Genomic DNA, 16016 nt, shown 5'->3' on the forward strand with positions numbered 1-16016 from the left:
ATTAGTAACAGTAAAGCTCAGGTAAGCGTTTTTATATTTACCCGTGGTTAACTTAATTATTACAATTAAACGTCATTGCGAAAAAATAAAAAAAAAGGGGCAATGAAATTGCCCCGTAATATAGCTCAGGCGATTGAATACGCCTACAGCCATTAATGTTATATGCGCTTATTTTGACCAGTAAGCGGCTTTTGCCTTCTGCAATTTTTCATACGCATTGAGCAGTGACTGATGCGCCGGGAAGGCTTTCAGATCGCTGTCAACCGCTTGCAGGCCGTAGAACGGCTCTTCACCGCTCAGCGCCGCGCTGGCAGCTTCAACGGCATCCGCACCGTACATACGTACAAAGGCGTTCAGATACTGCAATGGCTCGCGGTCGTCTTCCTGAGAGAGCAGGAGCAGCGTTTGCAGGCAACGGTAATAGTTAGTGCGCTCGGCGGAGAAGACAGACTGGTTAAACTCCATCGTCCACTCGGTCCAGGCCAAAGCCTGATCCAGATCGCCGCCCGCCAGCGCCAGCATCGCTTTCAGCTCGCCGATGCGCAGGGTGTACCAGCCGTTATCTTTCCCGGTCGCCAGACCCAGCAGTTCGCGTACGCGGGTGAAATCATCGTGTCCTTCTTCGTCCAGCTGGGCGATCAGGTTCAGATAATCTTCTTTATCCCACTCGCTGCCTGGCAGGGCCAGCAGGGTTTCACGCAGATGTGCGCCCATGCTGTTGTTCGCCAGCCATAAATCTTCTGCCGGATAAATGTCCGACATACCTGGCACAATAATACGGCACGCGTAAACGCCGAGGTGTTCATAGTCGGCAATGTAAACTTCCTGATCTTCCGCCTTGAAGATCGCCATCAGGGTGGCGAACTCTTCTTCCGTCGTACCGGCAAAGCTCCAGTCCACGAACGGATAGTCCGCGTCCTGTTTGAACATATCCCAGGAGATCAAACCGCTGGAGTCGATGAAGTGTGTTTCGAGGTTGGTGTGCTCGGCGACTTCTTCGTCATCAAAAGTTGGCGGAGTAAAGACATCGAGATCTTTCAGGCTACGACCTTGCAGCAGTTCGGTCACGGTACGCTCCAGCGCCACGCCGAAGTCCGGGTGCGCGCCGAAGGAGGCGAAGCAGGTGCCATTTGCCGGGTTGAACAGTACCACGCAGATAACCGGATATTTGCCGCCCAGAGAGCCGTCATAAGCAAAGATTGGGAAACCTTCTGCCTCCAGTTTGGCGATGGATTCCACCACGCCAGGGTAGCGCGCCAGCACGTCAGCCGGGATCTCCGGCAGGCTGATGGATTCAGCAATAATGCGGTTTTTGATGTGACGCTCGAAAACTTCAGACAGCCCCTGCACGCGCGCTTCGTTGCGGGTGTTACCGGCAGACATGCCGTTAGACACATACAGGTTGCCGACGATGTTCATCGGAATATAAACGGTCTGCTCGTCAGACTGACGGGTGAACGGCAGGGCGCAGATCCCACGATCCTCATTGCCGGATTGCAGGTCGATCAACATGCTGCCAGTCAGTTCGTTTTCCGGATCGTAGAACGCGCGCAGGCGGGCATCGAGAATGCCTTCCGGCAGTTCATCGTTTTCGGTCAGCGGGAACCATTTTTCGTTCGGGTAGTGAACGAACGGACCGTTGGCGATGGTTTCGCCCAGCCAGAAGTCGGCGAAGAAATAGTTGGTGGACAGACGCTCAAAATACTCACCCAGCGCGGAGGCCAGCGCCGCTTTTTTAGTCGCGCCTTTACCGTTGGTAAAGCACAGCGCACAGTCTTTGTCGCGAATATGCACGGACCAGACGTGAGGCACCGGATTCAGCCAGGAGGCTTCTTCGATATTAAAGCCCAGGTCGGTCAGTTTCTGCTGGAAGCGAGCGATGGAATCTTCCAGAGCGGCGTCTTTGCCGGGGATAAACGTTTGAGTCATGGCGTTCACTTTTATCGTACGTAAAGCGCGCAATGATACGGGTTTTGCGTGACGGGTGCTATCTCCGGCGAAAATAAATGGCTGAGCTATGCTTATAAGCAGTAACCTACTGTTAAGGCATAGAAAAATGAAAGCATTTGATCTCCAGCGGATGGCGTTTGATAAAGTCCCTCCTGAGTTTTTAGGCGAAGTGGCGCTGCGCAGCCTGTACACCTTTGTACTGGTTTTCCTGTTTCTGAAAATCACCGGACGTCGCGGCGTGCGGCAGATGTCGCTGTTTGAAGTGCTGATCATCCTGACGCTGGGGTCGGCGGCAGGGGACGTTGCCTTTTATGACGATGTGCCGATGGTGCCGGTCTTTATCGTCTTCGTGACGCTTGCGCTGCTGTACCGGTTGGTCATGTGGCTGATGTCGAAGAGCGAAAAGCTGGAAGACCTGCTTGAAGGGAAGCCGGTGGTCATTGTTGAAGACGGACAGCTGGCCTGGGAGAATGTGCAAAGCGCCAATATGACGGAGTTTGAGTTCTTTATGGAGCTTCGCATAAGCAGCGTTGAACAGCTGGGGCAGGTGCGTCTGGCGATTATGGAAACGAACGGTCAAATCAGCGTCTATTACTATCCCGACGATGAGGTGAAGCCCGGCCTGTGCATCCTGCCGGATATGCTCATCGAGCGATACAAAACTGTACCTGAAGCGGGCGAGTATGCCTGCATAAAATGTAGTCATGTGGTGGTTATGCAGGCGGGCGATCATCAATTATGCCCCCGCTGTACGAATCCAGAATGGACGAAGGTTAGCCGGGCTAAACGCATCACCTGACAGCGATTTTGTCGGTTTTGTGACAACGGTACGGCAGATTGTATTGTGTGACGAGGGGCACATTTCTTCGGCCATCAGTTTTAGACATTGCGGCGCGTGTCACTGAATGATAAAACCGATATCCACAGTTATAACTTATGGCTTTTAGCGTGGTGAGGGGAAATGGCTCAAGTCTTTAATTTCAGTTCAGGTCCGGCAATGTTACCGGCAGACGTGCTCAAACAGGCTCAACAGGAGCTGTGTGACTGGAACGGTCTGGGTACGTCGGTGATGGAAGTCAGCCACCGGGGTAAAGCGTTTATTCAGGTGGCGGAAGAGGCAGAAAAGGATTTTCGCGATCTGCTGAACATTCCCTCGAACTACAAAGTATTGTTCTGTCACGGCGGTGGACGCGGCCAGTTTGCGGGTATCCCGCTCAATCTGCTGGGCGACAAAACCACCGCTGATTACGTTGATGCCGGCTACTGGGCGGCCAGTGCGGTAAAAGAAGCGCACAAATATTGCACGCCGAATGTCATCGATGCCAAAGTGACCGTTGACGGTCTGCGCGCCGTGAAGCCGATGAGCGAGTGGCAGCTTTCTGATAACGCCGCATATCTTCACTACTGCCCGAACGAAACCATCGACGGTATTGCCATTCACGAAGAGCCAGACTTTGGCGAAAATGTCATTGTGACGGCGGATCTCTCTTCAACCATTCTGTCCACCCCGCTGGATGTCAGCCGCTACGGCGTCATCTACGCGGGTGCCCAGAAAAACATCGGTCCTGCGGGTCTTACTATTGTTATCGTGCGTGAAGACCTGCTGGGGAAAGCCCATAAGTCTTGCCCGTCAATTCTGGATTACACCGTCCTGAACGACAACGATTCCATGTTCAACACCCCGCCAACGTTTGCCTGGTATCTCTCCGGCCTGGTCTTCAAATGGCTGAAGCAAAAAGGCGGCGTGGCGCAGATGGATAAGATCAATCAGCAAAAAGCTGAACTGCTGTACGGCGTGATCGACAAGAGCGATTTCTACCGTAACGATGTCGCCAAAACTAACCGTTCACGCATGAACGTGCCGTTCCAGCTGGCGGACAGCAATCTGGATAATGTGTTCCTGGAAGAGTCCTTCGCGGCGGGTCTGCATGCGCTGAAAGGTCACCGTGTGGTAGGCGGGATGCGCGCCTCCATCTATAACGCCATGCCGCTGGAAGGCGTTAAAGCCCTGACTGATTTCATGATCGACTTCGAACGTCGTCACGGTTAATTGGCTGTTTTTCACCCCCGCAGCGTTCCTGCGGGGTTTTTATTATGTTGAGTTGAGAGTTGAGTTTCATGGAATCCCTGACGTTACAACCTATCGCGCGGGTAGATGGCACCATTAATCTGCCTGGTTCAAAAAGTGTCTCGAACCGCGCTCTGCTGCTGGCAGCTCTGGCAAACGGCACCACCGTCCTCACTAATCTGCTGGACAGCGATGACGTGCGCCATATGCTCAATGCACTGAAAGCGTTGGGCGTTCAGTACGCGCTGTCTGACGATCGTACCCGTTGTGAAGTCACCGGTAACGGCGGCGCGTTACATTCTGCTGAAGCGCTGGAGCTTTTCCTGGGTAACGCCGGTACCGCGATGCGTCCTCTGGCCGCTGCGCTGTGTCTGGGGAGTAACGATATTGTGCTGACCGGTGAGCCGCGAATGAAAGAGCGTCCGATCGGCCATCTGGTGGATGCCCTGCGTCAGGGCGGCGCGCAGATTGATTATCTTGAGCAGGAAAATTACCCGCCCCTGCGTCTGCGCGGGGGATTCACTGGCGGGAATGTTGAGGTTGACGGTAGCGTTTCCAGCCAGTTCCTGACTGCGCTGCTGATGACCGCACCGCTGGCACCACAGGACACCGTCATCAGCATTAAAGGCGACCTGGTTTCTAAGCCGTACATTGATATCACCCTGCACCTGATGAACACCTTTGGCGTTGAGGTGGAAAACCAGTCTTACCAGCGTTTCGTGGTGCGCGGAGCGCAGCAGTATCAGTCCCCAGGCCACTACCTGGTTGAAGGCGATGCTTCATCCGCCTCCTATTTCCTTGCCGCAGGTGCGATTAAAGGCGGTACGGTAAAAGTGACGGGCATTGGCCGCAACAGCGTGCAGGGCGATATCCGTTTTGCTGACGTGCTGGAAAAAATGGGCGCGGTGGTGACCTGGGGCGATGACTTCATCTCCTGCACCCACGGTGAGCTGAACGCCATCGATATGGATATGAACCATATTCCGGATGCGGCGATGACCATTGCCACCGCTGCGCTGTTTGCGAAAGGCACCACCACGCTGCGAAACATTTACAACTGGCGTGTGAAAGAGACGGACCGCCTGTTCGCGATGGCAACCGAGCTGCGTAAAGTAGGGGCGGAGGTAGAAGAGGGCGAAGACTACATTCGCGTCACGCCGCCGGCAAAACTGCAATTTGCAGAAATTGGCACCTACAACGATCACCGCATGGCGATGTGTTTCTCGCTGGTGGCGTTGTCCGATACGCCAGTTACTATCCTTGATCCGAAGTGTACGGCAAAAACGTTCCCGGACTACTTCGAACAGCTGGCGCGCATTAGCACCCTGGCCTGATTATCATATGCCGCATCACCTGATGCGGCATTTCCTTACGCTTTCTGACACTCATCCTCTTTCATTTCTTCTACACTCTGCTTCAATCATTCCGTAATTTGCACGCAAAGGTAACAGTTGCGCACGTTGGCGCGTATAATGCGCGGCGTTCATGTAAACGGTATGCCTTAATTAAGGAGAAAAAGATGACGGCAATTGCCCCGGTAATCACCATTGATGGGCCAAGTGGCGCAGGGAAAGGTACTCTGTGCAAAGCGATGGCGGAAGCATTGCAATGGCATCTTTTAGATTCGGGAGCAATCTATCGCGTGCTGGCGCTGGCTGCGCTGCACCATCATGTGGATGTGGCGTCTGAAGAAGCGCTGGTACCGCTGGCTGCGCATCTGGATGTGCGTTTTGTCTCGACCGATGGCAACCTTGAAGTGATCCTGGAAGGGGAAGATGTCAGCGGTGAAATCCGTACCCAGGAAGTGGCCAATGCGGCCTCTCAGGTGGCGGCTTTCCCACGCGTTCGTGAAGCGCTGTTACGCCGCCAGCGCGGTTTCCGTGAAGCGCCGGGGCTGATCGCCGACGGCCGCGACATGGGAACCGTGGTATTCCCTGATGCGCCAGTGAAAATTTTCCTTGACGCCTCTTCAGAAGAACGTGCTCAACGCCGCATGCTTCAGTTGCAGGAAAAGGGGTTTAGTGTTAACTTTGATCGCCTTTTATCTGAGATAAAAGAGCGCGATGACCGCGATCGTAACCGCGCCGTCGCTCCACTTGTTCCCGCGCAAGACGCATTAGTGCTGGATTCAACCAGTTTAACTATTGAGCAAGTGATTGAAAAAGCGCTACAATATGCGCGCCAAAAACTGGCACTCGCGTAATCGCGACCGATTTAGCAGTACCCCCGCTGCAAGGGATTGACGGCGGGTATGTGAAACAACCCCATCCGGCACGGAGCCAGGTGGACGTTAATATTAACCTGAAGATTAAACATGACTGAATCTTTTGCTCAACTGTTTGAAGAATCCTTAAAAGAAATCGAAACCCGTCCGGGTTCCATCGTTCGTGGCGTTGTTGTTGCTATCGACAAAGACGTTGTACTGGTTGACGCCGGTCTGAAATCTGAGTCTGCCATCCCGGCTGAGCAGTTCAAAAACGCCCAGGGCGAGCTGGAAATCCAGGTAGGTGACGAAGTTGACGTTGCTCTGGACGCAGTAGAAGACGGCTTCGGCGAAACCCTGCTGTCTCGTGAGAAAGCTAAACGTCACGAAGCATGGATCACGCTGGAAAAAGCTTACGAAGAAGCTGAAACTGTGGTCGGTGTTATCAACGGCAAAGTTAAAGGTGGCTTCACTGTTGAGCTGAATGGTATTCGTGCGTTCCTGCCAGGTTCTCTGGTAGACGTTCGTCCAGTCCGTGACACCCTGCACCTCGAAGGCAAAGAGCTTGAGTTCAAAGTAATCAAGCTGGACCAGAAGCGTAACAACGTTGTTGTTTCCCGTCGTGCCGTTATCGAATCCGAAAACAGCGCAGAACGCGATCAGCTGCTGGAAAACCTGCAGGAAGGCATGGAAGTCAAAGGTATCGTTAAGAACCTCACTGACTACGGCGCATTCGTTGACCTGGGCGGCGTTGATGGCCTGCTGCACATCACCGACATGGCGTGGAAACGCGTTAAGCACCCAAGCGAAATCGTGAACGTGGGCGACGAAATCACTGTTAAAGTGCTGAAGTTCGACCGCGAGCGTACTCGTGTATCCCTCGGCCTGAAACAGCTGGGCGAAGATCCATGGGTAGCTATCGCTAAGCGTTACCCAGAAGGTACTAAACTGACTGGTCGCGTTACCAACCTGACTGACTACGGCTGCTTCGTTGAAATCGAAGAAGGCGTTGAAGGTCTGGTGCACGTTTCCGAAATGGACTGGACCAACAAAAACATCCACCCATCCAAAGTTGTTAACGTTGGTGATGTAGTGGAAGTGATGGTTCTGGATATCGACGAAGAACGTCGTCGTATCTCCCTGGGCCTGAAGCAGTGCAAAAACAACCCATGGCAGCAGTTCGCGGAAACCCACAACAAGGGCGACCGTGTTGAAGGTAAAATCAAGTCTATCACTGACTTCGGTATCTTCATCGGCCTGGACGGCGGCATCGATGGCCTGGTTCACCTGTCTGACATCTCCTGGAACGTTGCAGGCGAAGAAGCAGTTCGTGAATACAAAAAAGGCGACGAAATCGCAGCAGTTGTTCTGCAAGTTGACGCAGAGCGTGAGCGTATCTCCCTGGGCGTTAAACAGCTCGCAGAAGATCCGTTCAACAACTGGGTTGCACTGAACAAGAAAGGCGCAATCGTAAACGGTAAAGTGACTGCTGTTGACGCTAAAGGCGCAACCGTAGAACTGGCTGACGGCGTTGAAGGTTACCTGCGCGCTTCCGAAGCTTCACGTGACCGCGTTGAAGATGCAACTCTGGTTCTGAGCGTTGGTGACGACGTTGAAGCTAAGTTCACCGGTGTTGACCGTAAGAACCGTGCAATCAGCCTGTCTGTTCGTGCTAAAGACGAAGCTGATGAGAAAGATGCAATCGCAACTGTGAACAAACAGGAAGATGCAAACTTCTCTAACAACGCAATGGCTGAAGCTTTCAAAGCAGCTAAAGGCGAGTAAGTTCAGGTTCGCACCATCATTTGAGCTGTAACGCATTTACAGCGCGAGGATGGAGAGCAGACTTGACAGATTGCAGGATTCGTCCTGTAATCAATAACAAAGGGCGGCTACGGCCGCCCTTGTTTAATAAGCTGTTCAGCTAATGGGTTTGAAAGGAACCGGAGGAATCATGACCAAGTCAGAATTGATTGAAAGACTTGCCAGTCAGCAACCGCATATCCCTGCTAAGGCTGTGGAAGATGCCGTTAAAGAGATGCTGGAGCATATGGCTACCACTCTTGCCCAGGGCGAGCGCATTGAAATCCGCGGTTTCGGTAGTTTTTCCCTGCACTATCGTGCACCACGTACCGGGCGTAACCCGAAGACTGGCGATAAAGTGGAGCTGGAAGGAAAGTATGTTCCGCACTTTAAGCCGGGTAAAGAACTGCGCGATCGCGCCAATATTTACGGTAACTGAGTTTAATCATTAGGGTTAAACTGAGTTTAAAGGAAGCACCTTAGGGTGCTTTTTTTGTATCCCGCCCCTGCATTTCTGAATACGCGCCGCATATTCATTTCCTCTTTGCTGTAAACACTTAAAAACGTTGCAGCGCCCGCTGTAAATCACGCCTTTTCTGTCTGACGACGCATCAGTCCCGCCGCATAATCGCCTGAAACATGGAGGTGAAGATGGGGATCCACGTCATCAGTATGTGCGCCATTCTGGCCATAATCCCGCTCTATTGGTTACCCGATTTGCCAGATTTGCATATTGTCTGGTTGCTGATTGCCGCAGGAGTTGCGTTATCCGTACAGCAGAGAAAATGGCTCAGGTTTTCAGGCCTGGCATTGCTTTTTATGTGCTGGGGGATCCTGGCCGCTCAGGAAAGCGTATGGCCGATGAACCATTTAACGCAAGCACCGCAGCAGGCCGAGGTGGTCATTACCGCAACGGACGGCGCAACGATGCATCAGGGAAGGATTGTCAGCCTCAATGGAAAACGCGTGTGGGCTGCCATGGGCGTGGCGCTGTATGGCAACTATCTGCCGCAAAACGTCTGCGTGGGTCAACGCTGGGCAATGACCCTGCGGCTCAGGGCGGTACACGGAGAACTCAACGATGGCGGCTATGATTCACAGAAAAATGCCTTTGCCCGACACCAGACGCTGAGTGGACGGTTTACCCATGCGGCGCTCGTTGATGAAGGCTGTAGTCTGCGTGCGCAATACCTGACATCACTACAGAATACGCTTTCCGCATATCAGTGGGGACCTGTGATCCTGGGGCTGGGAATGGGGGAGCGGCTGTCGGTCTCGCGGGAGATAAAAAACCTGATGCGTGAGACCGGAACGATGCATCTGATGGCAATCTCGGGATTACATATTGCGCTGGCCGCTTCTGTCATCTGGTTTCTGGCGCGGGGCATTCAGTTCTTCCTGCCGGGCCGCTGGATTATCTGGCAAATCCCCTTGCTGGCAGGGCTGATTTTTGCCGCGTTTTACGCATGGCTAACGGGCTTGCAGCCGCCCGCGCTGCGCACGGTTATCGCGCTTGTGGTACTGGCTGCATTAAAAATGAGCGGTCGCCAGTGGTCGCCCTGGCAGGTATGGCTTACCTGCGTGGCGGCGATCCTGGTTTTCGACCCACTGGCGATACTGTCACAAAGCCTGGCGTTGTCAGCGTTTGCGGTCGCCGCGCTTATTTTTTGGTATCAGTGGTTGCCTCTCCCGCACTGGCAACGTGGCCGGTGCCTGCGGCCGCTGGTTACGCTGTTGTATTTGCAGGTCGGTATGCTGCTGCTTCTGTTGCCGCTTCAGGTGCTGATTTTCCATGGTTTCAGTCTCTCCTCGCTGGTGGCGAATCTGTTTGCCGTTCCTCTGGTCACGTTTATCTCAGTTCCGCTGATCCTGCTCGGCATGTTTCTGCATCTGTTTCCGGTCGCTGCGCTGGAAAGTATCGTCTGGCTGGCTGCTGATAAATCTCTGGCAGGGCTTTTCTGGCTATTAAAGCATTTACCGAATGGCTGGCAGGACGTTGATGAACGCTGGCAATACCTGACGTTACTGCCGTGGCTGCTGATCATTGGCTGGCGATTCAGGGCCTTCAGCGCAGCGCCCGCAGTCTGTCTGGCAGGCAGCGTGGTGCTGGCCTTTCCCCTCTGGCACAGGGTTAAAACAGACAGCTGGTCCCTGCATATGCTGGATGTAGGGCAGGGGCTGGCGATGGTCATTGAGCGTCACGGCAAGGCCATTCTGTATGACACCGGGCTGGCATGGCCCGGTGGGGACAGTGCGCAGCAGCTGATTATCCCCTGGCTACGCTGGCATCATCTGAGACCGGAAGGGGTGATCCTGAGCCATGAACATCTCGACCACGCGGGGGGACTGGCATCGCTAAAAGCTGCCTGGCCCGCAATGTGGATCAGGAGCCCCTTATCCTGGTCCGGACATCTTCCGTGCTTTCGAGGACAGCGATGGCAGTGGCAGGGTTTAACGTTCTCCGTGCACTGGCCACCCGAAAACACCTCGGCGAAAGGTAACAATCGCTCCTGCGTGGTAAAAATCGATGACGGCGAACAGAGCGTTTTACTGACCGGAGACATTGAAGCGCAGGCAGAACTGGCAATGCTAAGCCACCGCTGGCGTCAGCTTGCGTCTACACTGATTCAGGTGCCGCATCATGGAAGTAACACGTCATCTTCAACACCGTTGCTACAGCGCGTGGAGGGGCAGGTTTCGCTGGCCTCGATGGCCCGCTATAACGCGTGGCGTTTCCCTTCCATTAAAGTGGTCCGGCGCTATCGAACGGAGGGGTATCTCTGGCTTGATACCCCGCAGTCCGGGCAGATATCTGTGACGTTTTCGCACCATAGTCGGCAAATTCGCCGCTTACGTGAACACTATTTACCGCGTTGGTATCATCAGTGGTTTGGCGCGCCCGTAGATAACGGGTAGAATATGCGGCTATTTCAACAAATGCTGGTTTTTTGAATGCATAACGACAAAGATCTCTCCACGTGGCAAACGTTCCGCCGGCTCTGGCCGATGATTGCTCCTTTCAAAGCAGGCTTGATCGTGGCGGGCGTAGCGTTAATCCTCAACGCAGCCAGCGATACGTTTATGTTATCGCTTCTCAAACCGTTACTGGATGACGGTTTCGGTAAAACGGATCGTTCAGTGCTGCTATGGATGCCGCTGGTGGTTATTGGGCTGATGATCTTACGCGGAATCTCCAGCTATGTATCCAGCTACTGCATCTCCTGGGTATCCGGTAAAGTAGTGATGACCATGCGCCGTCGGTTATTCAGCCATATGATGGGGATGCCAGTCTCATTCTTTGACAAACAGTCAACCGGTACCCTGCTGTCGCGTATTACCTACGATTCAGAGCAGGTGGCCTCGTCCTCTTCCAGCGCACTTATTACCGTTGTGCGTGAAGGCGCATCCATCATCGGCCTGTTCGCGATGATGTTCTATTACAGCTGGCAACTGTCGCTGATCCTTATTGTGCTGGCGCCGATTGTCTCCATCGCGATCCGCGTGGTATCAAAGCGTTTTCGCAACATCAGTAAAAATATGCAGAATACGATGGGGCAGGTGACGACCAGCGCCGAGCAGATGCTGAAAGGCCATAAGGAAGTGTTGATTTTCGGCGGTCAGGAAGTCGAAACCAAACGCTTTGACAAGGTCAGCAACAGAATGCGCCTGCAAGGGATGAAAATGGTATCGGCCTCGTCGATTTCCGATCCGATCATTCAGCTGATTGCCTCTCTGGCCCTGGCCTTCGTCCTGTATGCCGCCAGTTTCCCGAGCGTCATGGAAACCCTGACTGCGGGTACCATTACCGTGGTGTTCTCATCCATGATTGCGCTGATGCGTCCGCTGAAATCGCTGACTAACGTCAACGCCCAGTTCCAGCGCGGGATGGCAGCCTGTCAGACGCTGTTCAGCATCCTCGATTCCGAACAGGAAAAGGATGAAGGTACACGCGTGATCGAGCGCGCTAAAGGCGACCTGGAATTCCGTAACGTCACCTTTACCTATCCAGGCCGTGAAGTGCCGGCGCTGCGTGATATCAGCCTGTCCATCCCGGCGGGTAAAACCGTTGCGCTGGTCGGTCGTTCCGGTTCGGGCAAGTCGACCATTGCCAGCCTGATTACCCGTTTCTACGATATCGACCAGGGCGAGATCCTGCTTGATGGTCACGACCTGCGGGAATATACCCTCCAGTCGCTGCGTAACCAGGTCGCGCTGGTCTCGCAGAACGTGCATCTGTTCAACGATACGGTGGCGAACAACATTGCGTATGCCCGTACCGAAGAGTACAGCCGTGAAGAGATTGAGAATGCGGCACGTATGGCCTATGCGATGGACTTTATTAACAAAATGGATAACGGTCTGGATACGATCATTGGCGAAAACGGGGTGCTGCTCTCCGGTGGTCAGCGTCAGCGTATCGCGATTGCCCGTGCGCTGCTGCGCAACAGCCCGATTCTGATCCTCGATGAAGCAACGTCCGCACTGGATACGGAATCTGAACGCGCTATCCAGTCGGCTCTGGATGAATTACAGAAAAACCGTACCTCGCTGGTTATCGCGCACCGTCTGTCGACCATCGAACAGGCTGACGAAATCGTGGTGGTGGAAGATGGCGTGATCGTTGAACGCGGCAGCCATGCGGACCTGCTGGAACAGCGTGGTGTTTACGCCCAGCTTCATAAAATGCAGTTCGGTCAATGATTGCACGCATCTGGTCGGGGGAATCCCCTCTGTGGGTGCTGCTTCTCCCGCTCTCCTGGCTGTATGGCCTGGTGAGCGGTGCTATTCGTCTGCTTTACCGCCTCGGGATCAAGCGCGCCTGGCGCGCACCGGTACCGGTGGTGGTGGTCGGCAACCTGACGGCGGGTGGAAACGGCAAAACCCCGGTGGTGATCTGGCTGGTAGAACAGCTCCATAAACGCGGTATCCGCCCGGGAGTTGTCTCACGCGGTTACGGTGGTAAAGCGGCGCAGTATCCACTGGTGCTGAGCCCTGATACAACAACCGCTGAAGCCGGTGATGAGCCGGTACTGATTTACCAGCGTACCGGCGCGCCGGTTGCGGTATCGCCGGTGCGCAGTGATGCCGTAAAGGCACTGCTTGCGGAGCATGACGTACAAATCATTATTACCGATGATGGTTTGCAGCATTACGCGCTGGCGCGTGACAAAGAGATCGTGGTCATTGACGGCGTGCGGCGTTTTGGCAACGGCTGGTGGCTGCCAGCCGGTCCATTGCGTGAGCGTGCGTCGCGCCTGAAGAGCGTCGATGCTGTGATTGTAAACGGTGGTGAAGCCAGAGCGGGCGAAATCCCGATGCATCTTCGTCCCGGACAGGCCGTGAATATGTTGACCGGCGTGCGTAAAGACGTCGCGCAACTGGAACATCTGGTTGCGATGGCCGGTATAGGTCATCCGCCGCGTTTCTTCGCAACGCTGGAGCAGTGCGGCGCAAAGCTTGATAAACGGGTGCCGCTCGCCGATCACCAGGCGTTAGTTGCCGAAGAGGTTGAAAGGCTGGCAGCGCCGGGACAGACGCTGATCATGACGGAAAAAGACGCGGTAAAATGCCGGGCCTTTGCGAAAGAAAACTGGTGGTATTTGCCGGTTGACGCTGAACTCAGCGGCGAACAGCCGGAACATTTGCTCAAGGAACTGCTCGCGTTAGTGCAGTAACTTCTACGCGGTTCCGGTGGCGCTTTGACTGACAGGAAAACGCATGTCTCTATCGCAACTCTCACTTGCAGCCGCACGAAACTTGCATCTTGCCGCCCAGGGGCTTCTGAAAAAGCCCCGCCGCCGCGCGCAGCCAGCTGATATCCTCTCTACCGTGCAACGCATGTCGTTGCTGCAAATCGACACCATTAACATCGTGGCGCGTAGCCCGTATCTGGTCCTGTTTAGCCGCCTGGGAAACTATCCTCCGCAGTGGCTGGATAATGCGCTAAGTCAGGGCGAACTGATGGAATACTGGGCGCATGAAGCCTGTTTTCTCCCACGAAGCGATTTTGCCCTGGTGCGTCACCGCATGCTCGCCCCGGACAAAATGGGCTGGAAATACCGTCAGGAGTGGATGGTGGAACACGCGGATGAAATAGAGCAACTGATTGCCCATATTCAGGAAAACGGGCCGGTACGCTCCGCGGATTTTGAACACCCGCGAAAAGGCGCAAGCGGATGGTGGGAGTGGAAACCGCACAAACGCCATCTTGAAGGGCTGTTTACGTCGGGCAAAGTGATGGTGGTCGAGCGTCGCAACTTTCAGCGCGTCTATGACCTCACACACCGCGTTATGCCTCACTGGGACGATACGCGTGACCTGCTGTCTCAGGACGCTGCCGAAGCCATCATGCTCGGGAATAGCGCCCGCAGCCTTGGCATCTTCCGTCCACAGTGGCTGGCGGATTATTATCGTCTGCGTCAGCCGCAGCTAAAACCACTGCTGGAATTGTGGCAGCGCGAACAGCGCGTCATGCCGGTCTCGGTAGAGTCGTTAGGTGAAATGTGGTTGCATGCGGATTTGTTTCCTCTGCTGGCGCAGGCGCAGGAGGGCAAACTCCAGGCGACCCACAGTGCCGTGCTGTCGCCGTTCGACCCCGTTGTCTGGGACAGAAAGCGGGCCGGGCAGTTGTTTAATTTCAGCTACCGTCTGGAATGCTACACTCCGGCGCCCAGGCGGCAGTATGGTTATTTTGTTTTGCCGCTGCTGCACAAAGGCCAGCTAGTCGGGCGCATGGACGCTAAAATGCACCGTAAAACCGGCATGCTTGAAATTATCGCGCTCTGGCTTGAAGAGGGCATAAAGGTGACGGCTGGCCTGGAAAAAGGGTTAACGACTGCGCTCAGTGAATTTGCCCGCTGGCAGGGGGCGCATGAAATTGTACTCGGTCGCGTGCCTGCGGGGCTGTTTACGACCTGTCGAGGTGGCTGGGAAACAGGCACTCCCTGAAAAGGGAATGTGATAAGCTTTAGCGATTACCCATACGGAGGAACTATGGATCACCGTTTACTAGAAATTATTGCCTGCCCGGTGTGCAACGGCAAACTGTATTACAGCCAGGATAAACAAGAGCTGATTTGCAAACTGGACAGCCTGGCGTTCCCGCTGCGTGACGGTATTCCGGTCCTGCTGGAAAATGAAGCCCGTTCCCTGGTGGCAGAAGAGATCAAACCATGAGTTTTGTTGTCATTATCCCTGCGCGTTATGCTTCAACGCGCCTGCCAGGTAAACCGCTGGTGGATATCAATGGCAAACCGATGATTGTGCATGTCCTTGAACGGGCACACGAATCGGGCGCCGGACGCGTCATCGTCGCCACCGATCACCCGGATGTTGCGCGCGCGGTTGAGGCCGCGGGTGGGGAAGTGTGCATGACCCGTGCCGATCATCAGTCAGGCACCGAGCGCCTTGCGGAAGTCGTCGAAAAATGCGGTTTCAGCGACGAGACGGTGATTGTGAACGTGCAGGGCGATGAGCCGATGATCCCGGCGGCGATTATCCGTCAGGTGGCCGACAACCTGGCTCAGCGTCAGGTCGGGATGGCGACCCTCGCGGTGCCGATTCACCACGCTGAAGAGGCGTTCAATCCGAATGCGGTGAAAGTGGTCATGGACGCAGAGGGCTACGCGCTCTATTTCTCCCGCGCCACCATTCCGTGGGATCGCGATCGTTTCGCGCAATCGAAAGAGACGATCGGCGAAACCTTCCTGCGCCACATCGGTATTTACGGCTACCGCGCCGGCTTTATTCGTCGCTACGTCGCCTGGGCACCAAGCCCGCTGGAGCATATTGAAATGCTCGAACAGCTTCGCGTGCTGTGGTACGGCGAGAAAATTCACGTTGCGGTTGCCCAGGAAATCCCTGGCACCGGCGTGGATACCCCTGAAGATCTCGAGCGCGTACGCGTCGAAATGCGTTGATTCGCTGGCATCCCCTCGTCTGGGGGGATGCTCTCCCGCCTGGCTATTTTCCTTTTCTTTTTCATTATTGATC

Annotated in this window: 13 protein-coding genes; 12 read left to right on the plus strand and 1 reads right to left on the minus strand. The window is 54.6% G+C overall.

Translation table 11 applies throughout. The features are described from left to right. Positions 1-168: 168 nt before the first annotated feature. Complete coding sequence (gene ycaO, locus ACNQ0W_RS14490; RefSeq protein ID WP_162268476.1) at positions 169-1929, minus strand: 30S ribosomal protein S12 methylthiotransferase accessory factor YcaO; 1761 nt, start codon at positions 1927-1929, stop codon at positions 169-171. 127 nt (positions 1930-2056) lie between these two features. Between ycaO and ACNQ0W_RS14495 the strand changes: the two genes are divergently transcribed. From ACNQ0W_RS14495 to kdsB, 12 genes are all read left to right on the plus strand, one after another. Continuing rightward, positions 2057-2749, plus strand: a complete 693-nt coding sequence (locus tag ACNQ0W_RS14495) for a DUF421 domain-containing protein (RefSeq protein WP_047051718.1) — start codon at positions 2057-2059, stop codon at positions 2747-2749. Between the two features lie 162 nt (positions 2750-2911). Beyond that, positions 2912-4000: a 3-phosphoserine/phosphohydroxythreonine transaminase gene (serC, locus tag ACNQ0W_RS14500; protein WP_017384829.1), complete on the plus strand. Its 1089-nt coding sequence runs from the start codon at positions 2912-2914 to the stop codon at positions 3998-4000. 68 nt (positions 4001-4068) lie between these two features. Continuing rightward, a complete protein-coding gene (gene aroA / locus ACNQ0W_RS14505) occupies positions 4069-5352 on the plus strand; it encodes a 3-phosphoshikimate 1-carboxyvinyltransferase (RefSeq protein WP_015570969.1) in 1284 nt (427 codons plus the stop codon). Between the two features lie 185 nt (positions 5353-5537). Continuing rightward, a complete protein-coding gene (gene cmk, locus ACNQ0W_RS14510; RefSeq protein WP_015570968.1) occupies positions 5538-6221 on the plus strand; it encodes a (d)CMP kinase in 684 nt (227 codons plus the stop codon). A gap of 111 nt (positions 6222-6332) precedes the next feature. Next, complete coding sequence (gene rpsA, locus ACNQ0W_RS14515) at positions 6333-8006, plus strand: 30S ribosomal protein S1 (protein WP_003858235.1); 1674 nt, start codon at positions 6333-6335, stop codon at positions 8004-8006. A 169-nt stretch (positions 8007-8175) separates the two neighbouring features. Further along, complete coding sequence (gene ihfB / locus ACNQ0W_RS14520) at positions 8176-8463, plus strand: integration host factor subunit beta (RefSeq protein WP_003858233.1); 288 nt, start codon at positions 8176-8178, stop codon at positions 8461-8463. 212 nt (positions 8464-8675) lie between these two features. After that, on the plus strand, positions 8676-10940 hold the full coding sequence (locus ACNQ0W_RS14525; RefSeq protein WP_062932093.1) for a ComEC family protein: 2265 nt from the start codon (positions 8676-8678) through the stop codon (positions 10938-10940). A gap of 36 nt (positions 10941-10976) precedes the next feature. Next, the gene (gene msbA, locus ACNQ0W_RS14530; RefSeq protein WP_003858227.1) at positions 10977-12725 is read left to right on the plus strand and encodes a lipid A ABC transporter ATP-binding protein/permease MsbA; all 1749 of its coding nucleotides are present in this window, start codon (positions 10977-10979) and stop codon (positions 12723-12725) included. After that, complete coding sequence (gene lpxK / locus ACNQ0W_RS14535) at positions 12722-13699, plus strand: tetraacyldisaccharide 4'-kinase (protein ID WP_116329905.1); 978 nt, start codon at positions 12722-12724, stop codon at positions 13697-13699. Before msbA ends, lpxK begins: the two co-directional genes overlap by 4 nt. A gap of 43 nt (positions 13700-13742) precedes the next feature. Then, positions 13743-14972 (plus strand): winged helix-turn-helix domain-containing protein, encoded by a 1230-nt coding sequence (locus ACNQ0W_RS14540; RefSeq protein WP_062932091.1) that lies wholly within the window; start codon positions 13743-13745, stop codon positions 14970-14972. 45 nt (positions 14973-15017) lie between these two features. Next, positions 15018-15200, plus strand: a complete 183-nt coding sequence (ycaR, locus tag ACNQ0W_RS14545) for a protein YcaR (RefSeq protein ID WP_003858220.1) — start codon at positions 15018-15020, stop codon at positions 15198-15200. Next, positions 15197-15943: a 3-deoxy-manno-octulosonate cytidylyltransferase gene (kdsB, locus tag ACNQ0W_RS14550; protein WP_023303394.1), complete on the plus strand. Its 747-nt coding sequence runs from the start codon at positions 15197-15199 to the stop codon at positions 15941-15943. The genes ycaR and kdsB overlap by 4 nt, the downstream gene beginning before the upstream one ends. The last annotated feature ends 73 nt before the right edge of the window (positions 15944-16016 follow it).

It is taken from the genome of Enterobacter cloacae complex sp. 6730903 (genome assembly GCF_048283985.1).
GTDB lineage: Bacteria > Pseudomonadota > Gammaproteobacteria > Enterobacterales > Enterobacteriaceae > Enterobacter > Enterobacter hormaechei_C.